We start from the raw sequence: 16,009 nt of genomic DNA on the forward strand, positions 1-16,009 counted from the left end.
GTTGAAGATTCCATAAGAGAATTGGGGGTTTTTGTTCTCTTAGTTGCGGTTTGTTTTGTTTTTTGCGCATTATGGAGTTGTATCGGGAAAAACAAAAAGAGCTTATCTAAGCTCTTTTGTGTGTAATAATGTTGTTAGACTTCATATGATTTGAAAAAACGGTTAAGCAACGATATTCATAATGCTGTCGGTAGCGCCTGTGTTGTCCTGAATATACGATTTGCAAATCTGACTTTTTTCTTCTAAATATTCTTTATCATGAAGCAGGCGATCAAGATTCTGTTTTAGTTCAAGAGGATTAGAGATTACCAGGCATCCTCCAAGTTTGACCAGTTGAATAGCTTCGGCAAAATTGGAGTAATTGGGTCCAATCACAATTGGAATTCCAAATGTCGCGGGTTCCAGAATGTTGTGGATTCCCGGGTTTCCAAAACCACCTCCTACATAGGCGATTGTTCCATAACTGTAAATTTTAGTCAGTAATCCTATGGTATCTATAATAAAGACATTGTAGCTGGATAGGTCTTTGTCTTTTTTTTCTGAGAATAAAACAGTCGATTTTGTGATTTGCGCTTTTAGGCTTGCAATCTGATCGGTTTTAATATTGTGCGGTGCAATGATGAATTTTATATCTTCGCCTGCCTGATTGATATATTCGGCTAGTAATGCTTCGTCTTTAGGCCATGAACTTCCTATAACTATGGTCGGAGTATTGTTTTTGAATTGTTCTATAAAATCCAGTGTATTGTCTCTTTCTAGAATAGCATTTACGCGATCAAAGCGGGTGTCGCCTGAAACTACAACATTTTGAAAACCGATACGTTCTATTTTTTCTTTTGAGCTTTTATTCTGAACAAAAAAGTAAGTGAATGCTTTTAGAGCTTTTCTGTAAAAACCACCATACCATTTAAAGAACATCTGATTGTCTCTGAAAATTCCGGAAATCAAATAAGTTGGAGTCTGACTCGTTTCTAATTGGCTTAGATAGTTCAGCCAGAATTCATATTTTATGAAAAAAGCCAGCTCGGGGTGGGCTAGTTTTAAAAATTTTTTTGCATTGCTTTTGGTGTCGAGAGGAAGGTATAGTGTAACATTTGCAATAGTATTGTTTTTGCGCACTTCGTAACCGGAAGGAGAGAAAAAAGTAATAATGATTTTGTGAGTGGGGTATTTTTCTTTGATTTTTTCAATTACTGGCAAGCCTTGTTCATATTCGCCAAGGGAGGCAGAATGAAACCAGATTGTTTTGTCTGAAGGTTTTATTTTTTCTTCGAGAATACTGAAAACGTTTTTGCGGCCCTCGATAAAAAGCTTAATTTTCGGACTAAAAAGCGCTACAATTTTCAGAAAAAAGCCAGCAATAGAAATAACTAAATTATAGAGAAAAAGCATCTGTTTGTTTTTGTGGCTAAATTACGGTTCTTTCGATTATTTTCATTGGTTTGAAGGTATTAAATAACTATTTTTGTTCCTCCTTTTAGAGACGCTGTATGAAATGCAAGTCTTTAATTTTAAAATATATTGAAAATGAAAAAAATTCAAATGGTTGACCTAAAAAGTCAATACGAAAAAATAAAAACTACAGTTGATGCCTCTATTCAGGAGGTTTTGGATACCAATACTTATATTAATGGGCCTCTTGTACATCAGTTCCAGAAAAATCTGGAAGACTATCTGGGAGCAAAACATGTGATTCCGTGTGCAAATGGAACAGATGCTTTGCAGATTGCCATGATGGGATTGGATTTAAAACCGGGCGATGAGGTGATTACTGCCGATTTTACTTTTGCAGCTACAGTTGAAGTTATTGCTTTATTGCAATTAACTCCTGTTTTGGTTGATGTGGATGTGGTAAATATGAACATCGATATCGAAGCAATTAAAAAAGCAATTACACCTAAAACAAAAGCTATTGTTCCAGTACATTTATTTGGACGTGCAGCGAACATGGATGCCATTATGGAAATTGCTGCCGAGCACAATTTATATGTAATCGAAGACAATGCGCAGGCAATAGGAGCAGATTATATTTCTAAATCGGGAGTAAAAAGCAAAGTTGGGGTAATTGGTCATGTAGCGGCTACTTCTTTTTTTCCATCTAAAAATTTAGGTTGTTATGGAGATGGAGGAGCAATTTTTACTAATGACGATAAATTAGCGCACATTATCCGTGGAATCGTAAATCACGGAATGTACGAGCGTTATCATCATGATGTTGTAGGTGTGAATTCACGTTTGGATAGTATTCAGGCAGGAGTTTTGAATGCGAAATTGCCATTGTTGGATGAGTACAATGCAGCGCGTCGTTTGGCGGCTACAAAATACAATGCGGCTTTTGCAGGAAATACACATATTATTACACCTGAATTTGATGCAAACGAAAATGATCATGTTTTCCATCAGTATGTATTGAGAATTATTGATGCAGATCGTAATGCTTTGATGCAGCATTTATTGGATAAAGCAATTCCTTGTGCTATTTATTATCCAATTCCATTGCATTCGCAAAAAGCTTATGTAGATTCTCGTTATAAAGAAGAGCAGTTTCCGGTAACCAACCAATTGGTAAAAGAAGTAATTGCTTTGCCAATGCATACAGAACTGGATGATGAGCAAATTAAATTTATAACGGATTCTGTTTTGGAATTTTTGAATAAATAAATAAAGATTAAACCAAATAAACAACAACACAAAATAACCACAAAATGAAAGTATTAGTAACAGGAGGATTGGGATTTATCGGTTCTCATACTGTAGTCGAATTGCAAAACGAAGGATTTGAAGTAGTAATCATTGATAATCTTTCCAATTCTACAGAAGATGTTTTAAAAGGAATCACAGCCATTACAGGTAAGACACCTTTATTTGAAAAATTAGATTTAAGGGAAAAAGCAGCTGTTCGGGAGTTTTTTAAAAAACATAGTGATGTTACAGGAGTAATTCATTTTGCGGCTTCAAAAGCAGTTGGAGAAAGTGTTGAGAATCCATTGTTGTACTATGAAAACAATATTGCTTCATTAGTATATTTATTGCAGGAATTACAACAAAAACCAGAGGCAAGTTTTATTTTTAGTTCATCTTGTACGGTTTATGGTCAGGCTGAAAAAATGCCAATTACGGAGGATGCTCCGGTACAGGCGGCAATTTCTCCTTATGGAAATACGAAACAAATAGGGGAAGAGATTATTACAGATACGGCCAAAGTTACCAATATCAGTGCTATTTTGTTGCGTTATTTTAACCCGGTTGGGGCTCATGCTACAACTGAAATTGGAGAATTGCCAATCGGTGTTCCTCAAAACTTAGTGCCTTTTATTACGCAAACAGGAGTAGGATTACGTCAGGAATTATCGGTTTTTGGAGATGATTATCCAACTCAGGACGGAACAGCAGTTCGTGATTATATTCATGTGGTAGATTTAGCGAAAGCGCACGTAATTGCGTTGCAGCGTTTGTTTAATAAAAAGAACTTGCAGAAAGTGGAAACGTTTAATTTAGGAACTGGAAAAGGAAGTTCGGTTTTGGAAGTGATTCATAGTTTTGAAAAAGTAAGCGATAAAAAATTACCCTATAAAATTATGCCGCGTCGCGAAGGAGATATTACCGAAGCCTACGCAAATACAGATAAAGCAAACAGTGTTTTGGGCTGGAAAGCACAATTAAGTTTAGACGAAGCCATGGCAAGTGCCTGGAAATGGGAACAGAAAGTTCGTTCTTAATTTTTTTCAGACGAAAATAAAATATAAGAAAACCCCCAAATAATCTAAAAATTATTTGGGGGTTTTATTTTTGGCTTAATTTATTTTTATAAATTTGTAAGAATAAATTGTAGGAATTATGAAGGGGAAAAAAGAAGAAGTTAGAGCTAGCAAGGTGGAAGAGCCTGCTGTAGAATATGAAGTTCAAAAATCTAAATTTAAAAGAATTGATCAGGAAACTTTTGATTTTGATGCCGAGTTTGCAAAAGGACTGACTCCAGAGGAATTTAAAGCTGAAATGTTTAAGAGGATTCAAGCTTATCCGTGGAAAAAGTAATTTTTGAAAAAGAAGTTCTTGACTATTTTGATGATTTAGTTTTTGCACTTTTTAAAGAGGAGTATTTTGGTTTTCCTGAATCAGCTCAGAATTATGTAGATAAGATAGTTGTTTTTATTATTTCAGATATTTCGAGTTTTCCTCACAAGAAAACACCAAAAATACTCCAATATTTAGGTTCAAATTATATTTTTTACAAACCCAATGCCAAAACAATCTGGTATATCTTCTTTGAAAAAAGAAATCAAAATTATTTGATAACCGGAATTGTAAATAATTACAGTGCAGAAGCAAAAGGGTTATAAAAAACAAAATCCTCATAAACAATCTTGTTCATGAGGATTTTTTATTGATATAGTTTTTCAACTGATCACTAAAAACGGAGACTGAATACTAACTATGCATTCGCAGTAACCGCTTCTTTATCAATTTTGTTGATCAAGCCTGCTAATACTTTTCCTGGACCAACTTCAGTAAATAAAGTAGCGCCGTCAGCGATCATTTGCTGAACAGATTGTGTCCATCTTACCGGAGCAGTCAATTGTATAATTAAGTTCTTTTTGATTTCATTTGCATCAGAAACAGCATTTGCGGTTACGTTTTGGTAAACCGGACAAACAGGAGTTGAGAATGTAGTTGCTTCAATTGCGGCAGCTAATTCTTCTCTTGCTGGTTCCATCATCGGAGAGTGGAATGCTCCTCCAACAGGTAAAATTAGAGCGCGTTTTGCTCCGGCAGCTTTCATAGCTTCACAAGCTTTTTCAACTGCAGAAGTTTCTCCTGAAATTACCAATTGTCCCGGGCAGTTATAATTTGCTGCAACAACGATTCCGTCAATAGAAGCACAAACCTCTTCAACGATATTATCAGCCAAGCCTAAAACCGCAGCCATTGTTGATGGAGTAATTTCGCAAGCTTTTTGCATAGCTAAAGCACGTTGAGAAACTAATTTAAGACCATCTTCAAAAGATAAAGTTCCGTTTGCAACCAATGCTGAAAATTCTCCTAAAGAATGTCCTGCAACCATTTCAGGTTTAAAATCTTCGCCTAAAGTTTTTGCTAAAATAACCGAATGTAAAAATACTGCCGGTTGTGTAACTTTAGTTTCTTTTAGTTCTTCGGCAGTACCTTCAAACATGATATCTGTAATTCTAAAACCTAAAATTTCATTAGCTTTTTCGAACAATTCTTTGGCTAAAGCCGATGTTTCATATAGGTCCTTGCCCATTCCTGTAAATTGTGCGCCCTGACCCGGAAATACGTATGCTTTCATTTGTCTAATTTAAAGATTGAATTTTTTGAATTGAAAATTAGTTTCAATTGAAAGGCAAAAATAGCATTTTTTTATTTCGTATAATCTTTAAACATGTAAATCCATGCTAATCTTGAAAATCGAAGATTAAAAGAAGTGAGCAGGGTAATGACGATAGCGATAATTGGAATAATTCTTAAATCGAAGTTTTTTTCGAAGAAAAATTGTGCAATACAATACGTTGCAATTCCCTGAGCGACTGTTAATCCGTAGTTTACATACATAGCGCCAAAGAAATAACCAGGTTCTTTTTGAAATTTGTAATTACAATGACTGCAAAATTCGTTCATCTTTGGAAGGCCAAAAGTGAAAAAAATATTTTTATCTGTAAAAACTTTTCCTTTATGACAAATAGGACATTCGTTGCTTAAAATATGAGTTAATGCACTTGACATGATCTTGTTGTTTTTTATTTATACAAAGGTAATCCAGAGTAGGATTAAAGTCTTTTTTATATCTTCGCTACTTATAGCACAATAAAGACATTTATTGTGACATCGCCTACCTTAAACGAATTTGTAAACGAAAAACATGATTGGGCGATCGGATATGTAACCAATAAAAAATAAATTCTACAGATATGAAAAAATACCCGGTTTATAGTGTTCAGAATTTTAGCTGCAATGATATTCATCGTGATTTTTATGTCAATACCTTCAAAGAGCATTTAAAAAGTCACAGTTTTGTAGAGGAGCCGCACCGGCATGATTCGTATCTTATGGTGTTTTTTACGAAAGGCTCGGGACAGCATGAAGTTGATTTTGATCAGTTCGAAATCAAAAAAGGAAGCTTGTTTGTGTTGCAGCCCGGACAAATGCACCATTGGAGCTTATCTGAAGATATTGAGGGCTTTGTGATTATTTTTTCACAGGAATTGTATAATTTATATTTCGGACAGAAAAATATTAACGAGTATAATTTTTACCATTCGATTCACAATCGGCCGGAAATGGTTTTTGAAGAAAAAGGAATTCTTAAAATCAGGCTTTATTTTGATTTGTTAATTCAGGAGAGTGTTCAGGACAACAGGTATCAACTCGATAAAATGCTGAATTTATTAGATTGTATTCATATTGAAATTGCGCGTAAGTACAATGAGACTTACTCGCATCAGGCGCATTCGTATAATATAAAAATTGATAAGTTCGAAATGCTTTTAGAACAATATTTTAAACAGGAAAAATTACCCTCTTTTTATGCGGAGAAACTAAGTATCACTTTAAAACATCTAAATCGGATCTGTAATGAAATTCTACAAAAAACCGCAACAGAAGTTATTACGGATCGAGTGATTTTGGAGATAAAAAGAATGTTGATAGATAAGCAATTAGCAGTTAATGAAGTTGCCTTTAAAGTGGGTTACGAAGATTACTCTTATTTCTCTAGATTCTTCAAAAAACAAACCGGAATGTCGCCTACAGAATTTCGAAATACTGTGCGATAAGCTTTTTCTGCCACGAATTCACGGATTATTTTTAAGCTTTGTGTAATAAAAATTCGTGAATTCGTGGTAAACAAAAAAATCCTGTACTTGAAAAGCACAGGATTTTATAACCAATCAAATTAAATCTATTTTTGAAGAATTAAGCTTGTTTTGCAAACTGTAGTTCAATGTTCAAACGGACTTCTTCGCCTACCAAAACGCCTCCTGTTTCAAGGGCTGAGTTCCAGTTTAAGCCCCAATCTTTACGATTAATTTTTCCTTCGATGCTTAATCCTGCTTTTGTGTTTCCCCATGGATCAGTCATAATTCCGCTAAATTCTACCGGAAAAGTTACTGATTTCGAAACACCTTTGATGTTTAAGTCTCCGGTTAATTCATAAGCACCATCATTGATTTTTTTGAAAGAAGAACCTTTAAATGTCAGTTTTGGATGATTTTCGGCATCAAAGAAATCGCTGCTTCTTAAGTGATTGTCTCTATCTGCATTTGCAGTATCGATAGAAGTGATGTCTCCTGTAAATTCGATTGCAGCATTTTCGAAGTTGTCTCCATCTGTATTGATTGTTGCATTGTAAGTTCCGAATTTACCTGAAACATTTGTAAACATCATATGTTTAACTTTAAAACCGATTTCTGAATGTGTTGGGTCAATTGACCATTTTGTAGTTGCCATAATTTTATTTTTTAAATAATTAATTTCATTTTGATAGGACAAAGTTACGGCAGTAGTGAGAGTAAGGGACTTAACCTAGATTAAGAAACAAAAAATGCGATGACTTTTTTGAGTATCGCATCTTTTATTGTTGCTTTGAGAGCTCCCGATTAGAGGGAAGAGTCTTGTTTTTTTGCCACGGGTTAAAGGATTTTCATTGATTAGTATGTTTCAATTCAGAAAAAATCTTTTTAATCTATATAATCTGTGGCTAGAAAATTAGCTTTTGTTGTTCATGTAAAAAGTCAAAGCGCCCGAAGGACATTTTTGAACCGTTTGTATTATTTTTTCGGTGGTAGACTGTTCAGGAAGGATCCATGGTTTTTCTTTTGGATGAAAAACATCAGGATTGTTTTTTACGCAATTGGCAGAATGAATGCATTTTCCGGATTCCCAGACAATGGTAACTTCTCCATTAGTGTATTCTTTGATAAGGTTGTTTGGATTCATGGTTGAAAATTTTTGCAGTTAATTTTTCTTTTAAATTCAGGCTAATTTTCTCCCGTAAAATTACTATTTCTTTTTGGCTTTATTAGAGATTTAAGTAAAAAAAGAAGCGATAACAGGCTGTTGTTCAGTGTTGTTGTCGCTTCTTTTAAAAAGGTGTAAGTTGTGTTTTATGAATTAATAATTCATAGGAACTTCCATCAACAGAAATTCGGCATCTGTATTTGCTTTGATATTTAAAGTTTCAAAATCAGAGATTCCCATTGCGTCACGAGTGTCTAATTCCTGACCGTTAATCGTTATATTTCCTTTTAAAATGAAAACATAAACTCCGTTTCCTTCTTTTTTTAGTTTGTAAGTTGTCGCAATTCCGGCATCAAAATTTCCCATATGAAACCAGGCGTCCTGGTGAATCCAAACTCCTTCATCATCAGCGTTTGGAGATAAAACCTGAGACAGTTTATTGTGTCTGTCGGCAACATCCAAAGTAATTTGTTGGTAGCGCGGTGTTACATTTCTTTTGTTAGGAAACAGCCAGATTTGCAGTAACTTAGTTTGCTGATCGGCATTTGGGTTAAATTCGCTATGTTGAATTCCGGTTCCGGCACTCATGACCTGAATATCACCATTTTTAATGATTTCAGTATTTCCCATGCTGTCTTTGTGCGCTAAATCACCTTCTAACGGAATTGTGATAATTTCCATATTATCGTGGGGATGTGTTCCAAAACCCATTCCGCCCGCAATAGTGTCATCGTTCAAAACGCGAAGTGCTCCAAACTGAATTCTTTCCGGATTGTACCAGCTAGCAAAGCTAAAACTGTGATAGGCATTAAGCCATCCGTGATTTGCATTTCCTCTTGTTTCTGCCTTGTGTATTATTATGTTTTCCATGATGCTAATTGTTTTGTTATTTTTATAGTACAAATTTACGATCAACATGCATGAAAAGCACTTAATGTAGATTAAGAAAAGGTTCTAAGGTTCTGAGTTGCTAAGGTTCAGAGGCTCAGAGGTACAAAGGTACAGAGGTTTTGCGGCGACTGAGATTGGCTGGATCTTCGTGTTTATGATCTAAACATTCTAAGAAGTCTAAGGAAGTCTAACTGTATTGCGAAATAAACTGTTGCACAACGGCATCTGTGTTTTCGTGGCGTTTCTTCTTTTCAAGCGCAATTGGCGGTGCGGCTCTTTCAAGGCAGTCTTTTACATCACAGGTTTCACAGGTGACGCCTACTATTCGTTTTACAAGGGGTTTTCCTTCTATAAATTTGAATTTCTTTTTCATGGTTGGATTAATTAAAATGCCAACTGAAATACTGCGTATGTTGTCTTTGATAAAAGGATCTTTTGTGGCCGACGAAAAAACCAGATATTCATTTCCACTATGCACGTAACTTGAGATCTGAGCATCAAAAAAGTGTGGTTTGTTTTGTTTGATGGCCTCGTCTATAGTTTTTACCGAAACCCATCTTCTGCAATAATGCTCGTTGGTTTCGTTTGCATGCGGTTCTTGTTGATTGGTAATGTGTAGCTCCTTTTTGATCTGATAAAAATCAGAACCAATTTTATGTGACATTCTTAAAAAGAATAAGTTCTTCAGATGGAAGTCTTTAGGAAGCAAGTTGGTCAATCTTTGGTAAAAAGATTCCGGCGAAACTTCAAAGCTTTCGATCAGCGTTACAAATTCTTCCGGATTTGGTTTTTCGTTATTTAAAAAATCATTGATTTTACCCACGATCAATTGTCTTGGTAATAATAAAGCACCTGCAAAGTAAGAGGCGTAGAAATTATGCAACACCTGGTCGAAGTTTTCAAACTTAATCCAGCTGAAGGTCAGTAAGCGATCGGATAAATTCAGGTAATTATAAGCAATTTCTTTGGCTAAAATGAAAGCTTTCTGCGGATCGTCAATCTCGGTTGAAAGTAACAGGGTTTTGCTTTTTGGGACGTATATGGAACGTAGGTCTTCTAAAGCTTCCTGATCGGTAAAGGCAATTTCTTTTATAGTATAATCAAATTCCTCTTTAAGAATCGCTTCCAGTTCTTTAATCGTAATCTTGGAATCTAAATTAATCTGAAAGGATTTAGAAAAAGCAATTACTTTATCTTCTAAGTCTTCAAAATAATTACTGTGTGCTTCCTGATAGGAACGTAAAGCGGCTAAGAAAAAACTCTCCCGGCTCAGATTATAATGCTGTGCAATTTCGATAATGGTACTAATAAACGCATTGACCTTGGCGGGGGCATTGGCGATAATATCAATTAAATCTGCTTCCTGAATACCAAAAAGTTCAAGGGGAATCTCTTTTAAAATACCGGATTTTAAGATTTCCCCAATCGGAGCGAGGTTATTATCGAGTTTTAGCGAAACCATTTGGTCGTAAGTAACGTCCAGATGTTCGCATAAAAGTAAAATTTTATCTGTTTTGGGATATTTTTTTCCTTTCTCAATCTCGTTTAAATACGATTTTGAAAGATTGGTCAATTTGGCCAGGCCAAAAAGAGAAAGGTTTTTCTGGGTGCGGACCTGCTTGAGTTTTAGCCCAAAAATCAGCTTTATATAGTCTTTTTCGATATCCATAATATCAAATGTAAGTAATCTAAAAATAATCGCCAAAAAAATATTTTTCAAATTTAGCGAACGTTCGCTTGTTTTGTAAAAAACTTTTTTCTAATATTGTGGTGTAGAAAATATTAACTGTCAGATTGTTATAGTAAAAGCTGTTTTGTATTAACAGAAGACGATCAACAATTGATAACTAATTAAAAGCAGTAGCTATGAAAAACCAATTAGAGATTACCGAAACGGCAATGGAGTTTTTGGCCGAAAAGAAGCTTTCCTATCCAAAGATCTGGACAGAAGAAGCGATTGTTTTTATAACCGATTTACATCGAAAATTCGAGTCGCAACGAAAATTATTGTTGTTGCAGCGCGAACAAAAACAAGCCGCTTTTGATCAGGGAGTCATGCCGTCTTTTCCTTCAGAAACCAAAACCGTCAGAGAAAGTAATTGGGTGGCTGGAGAAATTCCAAAAGATTTACAGGATCGTAGAGTTGAGATTACGGGACCGGTTGATCGCAAAATGATTATCAATGCGTTGAACTCAGGAGCGAAAACTTTTATGGCGGATTTTGAAGACAGTACTTCTCCGACCTGGCAAAATTTAATGGACGGACAAGTGAATTTGATTGATGCGGTTAACAAAACGATCTCTTATACCGATTTGATTAAGCATAAATCGTATCACCTGAATGAAAAGATTGCGACATTGATAGTGCGCCCTCGTGGATTGCATTTACCGGAAAAACATCTTTCGATTGATGGGAATGCGGTTTCAGGTTCTTTGGTAGACTTTGGTTTGTATGTTTTTCATAATCATAAGAGACTTTTAGAAAATAACTCAGGACCTTATTTCTATATTCCAAAATTGGAACATTATCTGGAAGCACGCTGGTGGAATACGGTAATTGATTTCACCGAAGATTATTTGAAGTTAGAAAGAGGAACGATAAAAGTGACGGTTTTAATTGAAACGATTACGGCAAGTTTTCAGCTGGATGAGATTATTTATGAATTGAAAGAACATATCGTAGGGTTGAATTGTGGACGTTGGGATTATATCTTCTCTTACATTAAAAAATTCCGCAAGCATCCAAAGTTTATTGTTCCGGATCGCGATCAGGTAAATATGACTTCGCCTTTTATGAACGCCTATTCGAATTTGGTAATTCAAAGATGTCACAAACGCGGTATTCATGCAATTGGAGGAATGGCTGCTCAAATTCCGATTAAGAATAATGAGGAAGCAAATGCCGTTGCTTTTGCAAAGGTAAAAACCGACAAGGAACGTGAAGTGAAAAATGGTCATGATGGAACCTGGGTAGCGCATCCGGATCTGGTTTCGCTGGCTAAGAATGTTTTTGATGCCGGAATGCCAACGCCAAATCAAATTCATGTTAAAAGAGAATATCGTAAAATAACAGAAGCAGATTTGATAGAGCCGCCAATAGGGATTATAACAGAAAATGGTGTTCGTAAAAACATCAATGTTGGAGTGTTGTATCTGGCTTCATGGCTGAACGGACAAGGTGCTGCAGCTTTGCATAACTTAATGGAAGATGCTGCTACAGCCGAAATTTCGAGATCGCAATTGTGGCAATGGCTCCAGAATAAAGTGGTTTTGGATAATGAACGAAAATTAGATTTGGCGTATTATCACGAATTGGCTTTAGACGAGTTCAAAAAAATAAAAGATGAATTAGGAGAGGAAAATTACGAAAAACGCCAATTCCCATTAGCTGAAAAAGTTTTGGAAAGATTAGTAGTAAATACCGATTTCGTTGACTTTTTAACCCTTCCGTGTTACAAATATTTATGAAACGTTGCGTTGATAATTAAAAATCTGCGTAAAAAAATAAACCTTATATGAGTTTCAGTGAAAACTAAAAACTGCGACTGAAAACTATTTACTTACTAACCAACTTAACTATATTACTTATGAAAACAACAGAAGACAGAATTCAGGAATTGATTAACGATTGGATCACAAACCCAAGATGGAAAGGTGTTGAACGTCCGTATACCGCTACAGAGGTGGTTACGCTTCAAGGTTCTTATCATATCGAGCATTCTATTGCTAAAATGGGGGCGGAGAAATTATGGAGAAAGTTAAAAAGTCAGGATTATGTTGCTGGTTTAGGTGCTTTAACAGGAAATCAGGCGATTCAGGAAGTCGATGCTGGTTTAGAAGCGATTTATTTGAGCGGCTGGCAGGTAGCGGCCGATGCAAATTTAGCAGGAGAAATGTATCCTGACCAATCGCTTTACCCGGTGAATAGTGTACCGATGGTAGTTAAAAAAATTAATAGTGCCTTGTTGAGAGCTGATCAGATTCAGGTGGTAAACCAGGTTGAAGATAAAAAAGATTATCTGGTTCCGATTGTAGCGGATGCAGAAGCTGGTTTTGGCGGAAATTTAAATGCGTTCGAATTGATGAAATCGATGATTGAGGCAGGTGCTTCAGGTGTTCATTTTGAAGATCAATTGAGCTCCGCTAAAAAGTGTGGGCATTTAGGCGGAAAAGTTTTGGTACCTACTCAGGAAGCGATCAACAAACTGATTGCTGCTCGTTTGGCTGCTGATGTTATGGGAGTTTCGACATTAATTGTAGCCAGAACTGATGCCGATGCAGCTAATTTGTTAACGAGTGATGCCGATCCGAGAGATGCAAAATTTATTACAGGTGAAAAGACCAATGAAGGCTTTTTCTATGTAAACAGCGGAATCGATCAGGGGATTGCAAGAGGATTGAGCTATGCACCTTATGCTGATTTAATCTGGATGGAAACCAGTAATCCGGATTTGGTTTATGCTAAGAAGTTTGCGGATGCAATGAAAAAAGAGTTTCCGGGTAAAATGCTGGCTTACAATTGTTCTCCGTCTTTCAATTGGGCTGCAAAATTATCAGTAGCAGAAATGGAAACTTTCAGAGAAGATCTGGCAGCTATGGGGTATAAATTTCAGTTCATTACGCTGGCAGGATTCCATGCTTTGAATACCAGTATGTTCGAATTGTCTAAAGCGTATAAAGAGCGTGGTATGGCAGGATATTCTGAATTACAGGAAAGGGAATTTGCTTTGCAGCAAAATGGATTCAGAGCAGTAAAACATCAGGCTTTTGTAGGGACTTCTTATTTCGATGCGGTTCAAAATACGGTAACGATAGGAAGGTCTTCAACTACAGCAATGAAACATTCAACAGAGGTTGAGCAGTTTTAATTCTTTATTTTTACCATTAAGATATTAAGAAAGTTAAGCTTTGTGTTCTTAAAAAATAAGAAAGATTAAGTCTAGCTTAATGTATCTTAATATCTTAATGGTTTAATTTTACTTTTTTAAAAGCCTGGCTTTCATTTTGCTGAAAAATTCAGGTGTGACACCAATAAAAGAAGCGATTTGTTTTTGAGGAACTTTATAGACCAGTGTGCCATATTTAGCACAAAATTTCTCAAAGCGTTCTTCTGCTGTCAAACTTAAATTATCCATTAAGCGTTGTTGATTTGCAACCAGAGAGTTTTCGATTAGAATTCTGAAAAAACGTTCGAGCTTTGGGATGTCAAGATACAATTGTTCCTGATTTTCTTTGGACAGCGAAACGACTTCTGCGTCTTCTAAAACTTCTATAAAGAGTTGTCCGGGTTTCTGTGAAAAATAGCTGTACATGTCGCTCATCCACCAACCTTCGCACGAAAAAGCCAGAACATGCTCGACAATGTTATCGTTGATGTTGAAGCTTCTTAGAATTCCTGAATTTACAAAATACGAATGTTTGCAAACTTCTCCGGCACTCAGTAAAATTGTTTTGGCCTTGTAAGAATGAGTTTCCGTTTTAGATAAAAAATGAGCTTGTTCTTCAGGAGTCAGTGAAACGTGTTTGGCTATATTTTCAAGAATTAACGCCATTATTTTTCTTTTATCAAGGTGAAAGAGTTTGCTTTAAAACGGTTGTTTTCTACTTTTCCGGTTACCTTGGCTTTACGGACAGCATTACAAAAACCATCTTTAGCGTGTGCATCACCATGTTCGTCAATTGTTGTTCCGTCTACAAAGTAAGTTTTTCCATCAATTCGAACGGCTAAATCACAACTTTTGCCTTCCATTCCAAATTGGCATTCGCCACAGGCTGTTTCGACAATTAGAGGTTTTTCATCTGTTTTTTTATCCTGAGCCTGAGCTGTGATTCCTATAAACAGGAAGAGTGCAAATAATGCGTTTTTCATTTTTAAGAGTTTACGGTTATTAGTTTTGAAGTTGTTTTGGCGCGTTCTGTAATTTCGTCAATTGGTGTTGCAAGAGTATCATAGCTTAAAACAACGCCCATTCGGCGGTAAGGTCTTGAAGTAGGTTTTCCAAAAATCCTGAAATCAGTTTTGGGTAAAGCTGCTATTTTTTCAATTCCGGTAAAAGTTGGATTTGTGGAGTCTTGTGAAGCTAGGATAACAGCACTCGCGCCAGCTTTTTCAAGAGTGATTTCGAAGATTGGGAGGCTTAGAATGGCTCTCAAATGCAATTCGAATTCATTGAAATTTTGTGTTCCTGCTAAAGTTACCATTCCGGTATCGTGTGGGCGAGGGGAGAGTTCAGAGAAGTAAACACCATCGCTGGTTAAGAAAAATTCGACACCAAACAGCCCTGCGCCTCCCAGTGCTTCGGTAATTTTTTCGGCCATATCCTGTGCTTCATACAAATCGGCTTCAGAAATTTTTGCAGGCTGCCAGCTTTCCTGGTAATCACCACGTTCCTGACGGTGTCCGATTGGTGCACAAAACAGGGTTGGATTGTTATTTTGAGTAATCGTTAAAAGAGTAATCTCTGAGTGAAAATCAACAAATGCTTCTACAATAACTTCAATGACATCGCCACGTGAACCTGCAACAGCATATTGCCAGGCTTTCTCAATATCAGTTGTTGTTTTTATGGTGGATTGTCCTTTTCCGGAAGACGACATTAATGGCTTTACTACGCAGGGAATTCCAACTTCCTGAACTGCTTTCTGAAGTTCTTCTGCTGAAGTAGCATATTGATATTTAGCCGTTTTTAATCCTAGCTCTTTTGAGGCCAAGTCGCGAATCGCTTTTCGATTCATGGTAAAGTTGGCTGCTTTTGCAGATGGAACAACGGTAATACCTTGTTTTTCGTAATCGTAAAAGCGTTCGGTACGGATGGCTTCTATTTCAGGAACGATAAAGTCCGGCTGGTGTTTGGCTACTATTCGATCCAGTGCTTCACCATCGAGCATGTTTATAACCTCAAAACCGTGTGCTACCTGCATAGCCGGAGCGTTTTCGTAATTATCTACAGCAATTACGGTTTGTCCGATTCGTTGTGCGGCAATTACAAATTCTTTGCCTAATTCACCCGAACCAAGGAGTAGTATTTTCATTTTGGATTAATTGTGTTGTTGGAGAAGTAAAAGTAGCGAAAAAAGAGTTGAACCGCAAAGTATTGTATGCCTATGCAATTTATATTAACCGCAAAGAACGCAAAGTTTTTGA

17 protein-coding genes are annotated in these 16,009 nt (G+C 36.2%); 7 read left to right on the forward strand and 10 right to left on the reverse strand.

The features are described from left to right. Positions 1-162: 162 nt before the first annotated feature. On the reverse strand, positions 163-1,392 hold the full coding sequence (locus FLA105534_RS07945) for a 3-deoxy-D-manno-octulosonic acid transferase (protein ID WP_173965484.1): 1,230 nt from the start codon (positions 1,390-1,392) through the stop codon (positions 163-165). A 135-nt stretch (positions 1,393-1,527) separates the two neighbouring features. Between FLA105534_RS07945 and FLA105534_RS07950 the strand changes: the two genes are divergently transcribed. From FLA105534_RS07950 to FLA105534_RS07965, 4 genes are all read left to right on the forward strand, one after another. After that, complete coding sequence (locus tag FLA105534_RS07950) at positions 1,528-2,661, forward strand: DegT/DnrJ/EryC1/StrS family aminotransferase (RefSeq protein ID WP_173965485.1); 1,134 nt, start codon at positions 1,528-1,530, stop codon at positions 2,659-2,661. A gap of 44 nt (positions 2,662-2,705) precedes the next feature. Next, positions 2,706-3,719 carry a UDP-glucose 4-epimerase GalE gene (galE, locus tag FLA105534_RS07955; protein WP_173965486.1) on the forward strand — a complete coding sequence of 338 codons (1,014 nt, stop codon included), beginning with the start codon at positions 2,706-2,708 and terminating at the stop codon, positions 3,717-3,719. Positions 3,720-3,837: 118 nt separating this feature from the next. Beyond that, positions 3,838-4,035 (forward strand): hypothetical protein, encoded by a 198-nt coding sequence (locus tag FLA105534_RS07960; RefSeq protein ID WP_173965487.1) that lies wholly within the window; start codon positions 3,838-3,840, stop codon positions 4,033-4,035. Next, entirely contained in the window at positions 4,023-4,340 is a 318-nt protein-coding gene (locus FLA105534_RS07965) for a hypothetical protein (protein ID WP_173965488.1), read from the forward strand. The genes FLA105534_RS07960 and FLA105534_RS07965 overlap by 13 nt, the downstream gene beginning before the upstream one ends. Before the next feature lie 92 nt (positions 4,341-4,432). Here the strand turns inward: FLA105534_RS07965 and fabD are convergent, their stop codons facing one another. Both fabD and FLA105534_RS07975 read right to left on the reverse strand, forming a co-directional pair. Continuing rightward, entirely contained in the window at positions 4,433-5,308 is an 876-nt protein-coding gene (gene fabD, locus FLA105534_RS07970; protein WP_173965489.1) for an ACP S-malonyltransferase, read from the reverse strand. A 71-nt stretch (positions 5,309-5,379) separates the two neighbouring features. Then, positions 5,380-5,742: a DUF983 domain-containing protein gene (locus tag FLA105534_RS07975; RefSeq protein ID WP_173965490.1), complete on the reverse strand. Its 363-nt coding sequence runs from the start codon at positions 5,740-5,742 to the stop codon at positions 5,380-5,382. 185 nt (positions 5,743-5,927) lie between these two features. Between FLA105534_RS07975 and FLA105534_RS07980 the strand changes: the two genes are divergently transcribed. Continuing rightward, entirely contained in the window at positions 5,928-6,791 is an 864-nt protein-coding gene (locus FLA105534_RS07980) for a helix-turn-helix domain-containing protein (RefSeq protein WP_173965491.1), read from the forward strand. A 139-nt stretch (positions 6,792-6,930) separates the two neighbouring features. Here FLA105534_RS07980 and FLA105534_RS07985 read toward each other — a convergent pair whose 3' ends face one another. The 4 genes from FLA105534_RS07985 to FLA105534_RS08000 all read right to left on the reverse strand — a co-directional run bounded on the left by FLA105534_RS07985 (position 6,931) and on the right by FLA105534_RS08000 (position 10,534). Continuing rightward, a complete protein-coding gene (locus FLA105534_RS07985) occupies positions 6,931-7,464 on the reverse strand; it encodes a YceI family protein (protein WP_173965492.1) in 534 nt (177 codons plus the stop codon). A gap of 258 nt (positions 7,465-7,722) precedes the next feature. Further along, positions 7,723-7,953, reverse strand: a complete 231-nt coding sequence (locus FLA105534_RS07990) for a (4Fe-4S)-binding protein (RefSeq protein ID WP_173965493.1) — start codon at positions 7,951-7,953, stop codon at positions 7,723-7,725. Between the two features lie 174 nt (positions 7,954-8,127). Then, positions 8,128-8,844, reverse strand: coding sequence for a pirin family protein (locus FLA105534_RS07995; protein WP_173965494.1), 717 nt, complete (start codon positions 8,842-8,844; stop codon positions 8,128-8,130). 208 nt (positions 8,845-9,052) lie between these two features. Beyond that, positions 9,053-10,534, reverse strand: coding sequence for a helix-turn-helix domain-containing protein (locus FLA105534_RS08000; RefSeq protein WP_173965568.1), 1,482 nt, complete (start codon positions 10,532-10,534; stop codon positions 9,053-9,055). Positions 10,535-10,731: 197 nt separating this feature from the next. On the opposite strand from FLA105534_RS08000, the gene aceB reads away from it, so the two are divergent. Beyond that, on the forward strand, positions 10,732-12,333 hold the full coding sequence (gene aceB, locus FLA105534_RS08005) for a malate synthase A (protein ID WP_173965495.1): 1,602 nt from the start codon (positions 10,732-10,734) through the stop codon (positions 12,331-12,333). A 119-nt stretch (positions 12,334-12,452) separates the two neighbouring features. Then, the gene (gene aceA / locus FLA105534_RS08010) at positions 12,453-13,733 is read left to right on the forward strand and encodes an isocitrate lyase (RefSeq protein ID WP_017497777.1); all 1,281 of its coding nucleotides are present in this window, start codon (positions 12,453-12,455) and stop codon (positions 13,731-13,733) included. 108 nt (positions 13,734-13,841) lie between these two features. Here the strand turns inward: aceA and FLA105534_RS08015 are convergent, their stop codons facing one another. From FLA105534_RS08015 to purT, 3 genes are read right to left on the reverse strand one after another with little or no spacing between them, the layout of a single operon-like run. After that, entirely contained in the window at positions 13,842-14,417 is a 576-nt protein-coding gene (locus tag FLA105534_RS08015; RefSeq protein WP_173965496.1) for a Crp/Fnr family transcriptional regulator, read from the reverse strand. Continuing rightward, positions 14,417-14,734 carry a DUF6370 family protein gene (locus tag FLA105534_RS08020; RefSeq protein WP_173965497.1) on the reverse strand — a complete coding sequence of 106 codons (318 nt, stop codon included), beginning with the start codon at positions 14,732-14,734 and terminating at the stop codon, positions 14,417-14,419. The genes FLA105534_RS08015 and FLA105534_RS08020 overlap by 1 nt, the downstream gene beginning before the upstream one ends. Before the next feature lie 2 nt (positions 14,735-14,736). Then, a complete protein-coding gene (gene purT, locus FLA105534_RS08025) occupies positions 14,737-15,897 on the reverse strand; it encodes a formate-dependent phosphoribosylglycinamide formyltransferase (protein ID WP_173965498.1) in 1,161 nt (386 codons plus the stop codon). Positions 15,898-16,009 lie beyond the last annotated feature (112 nt).

Source organism: Flavobacterium collinsii (genome assembly GCF_902804485.1).
In the GTDB taxonomy this organism is placed as follows: domain Bacteria; phylum Bacteroidota; class Bacteroidia; order Flavobacteriales; family Flavobacteriaceae; genus Flavobacterium; species Flavobacterium collinsii.

What these genes read in the sequence shown, in the direction of transcription:
- FLA105534_RS07945 (WP_173965484.1), bottom strand. Translation starts at nt 1,392, where the DNA reads ATGCTTTTTCTCTATAATTTAGTTATTTCTATTGCTGGCTTTTTTCTG.
- FLA105534_RS07950 (WP_173965485.1), top strand. Translation starts at nt 1,528, where the DNA reads ATGAAAAAAATTCAAATGGTTGACCTAAAAAGTCAATACGAAAAAATA.
- galE (WP_173965486.1), top strand. Translation starts at nt 2,706, where the DNA reads ATGAAAGTATTAGTAACAGGAGGATTGGGATTTATCGGTTCTCATACT.
- FLA105534_RS07960 (WP_173965487.1), top strand. Translation starts at nt 3,838, where the DNA reads ATGAAGGGGAAAAAAGAAGAAGTTAGAGCTAGCAAGGTGGAAGAGCCT.
- fabD (WP_173965489.1), bottom strand. Translation starts at nt 5,308, where the DNA reads ATGAAAGCATACGTATTTCCGGGTCAGGGCGCACAATTTACAGGAATG.
- FLA105534_RS07975 (WP_173965490.1), bottom strand. Translation starts at nt 5,742, where the DNA reads ATGTCAAGTGCATTAACTCATATTTTAAGCAACGAATGTCCTATTTGT.
- FLA105534_RS07980 (WP_173965491.1), top strand. Translation starts at nt 5,928, where the DNA reads ATGAAAAAATACCCGGTTTATAGTGTTCAGAATTTTAGCTGCAATGAT.
- FLA105534_RS07985 (WP_173965492.1), bottom strand. Translation starts at nt 7,464, where the DNA reads ATGGCAACTACAAAATGGTCAATTGACCCAACACATTCAGAAATCGGT.
- FLA105534_RS07990 (WP_173965493.1), bottom strand. Translation starts at nt 7,953, where the DNA reads ATGAATCCAAACAACCTTATCAAAGAATACACTAATGGAGAAGTTACC.
- FLA105534_RS07995 (WP_173965494.1), bottom strand. Translation starts at nt 8,844, where the DNA reads ATGGAAAACATAATAATACACAAGGCAGAAACAAGAGGAAATGCAAAT.
- FLA105534_RS08000 (WP_173965568.1), bottom strand. Translation starts at nt 10,534, where the DNA reads ATGGATATCGAAAAAGACTATATAAAGCTGATTTTTGGGCTAAAACTC.
- aceB (WP_173965495.1), top strand. Translation starts at nt 10,732, where the DNA reads ATGAAAAACCAATTAGAGATTACCGAAACGGCAATGGAGTTTTTGGCC.
- aceA (WP_017497777.1), top strand. Translation starts at nt 12,453, where the DNA reads ATGAAAACAACAGAAGACAGAATTCAGGAATTGATTAACGATTGGATC.
- FLA105534_RS08015 (WP_173965496.1), bottom strand. Translation starts at nt 14,417, where the DNA reads ATGGCGTTAATTCTTGAAAATATAGCCAAACACGTTTCACTGACTCCT.
- FLA105534_RS08020 (WP_173965497.1), bottom strand. Translation starts at nt 14,734, where the DNA reads ATGAAAAACGCATTATTTGCACTCTTCCTGTTTATAGGAATCACAGCT.
- purT (WP_173965498.1), bottom strand. Translation starts at nt 15,897, where the DNA reads ATGAAAATACTACTCCTTGGTTCGGGTGAATTAGGCAAAGAATTTGTA.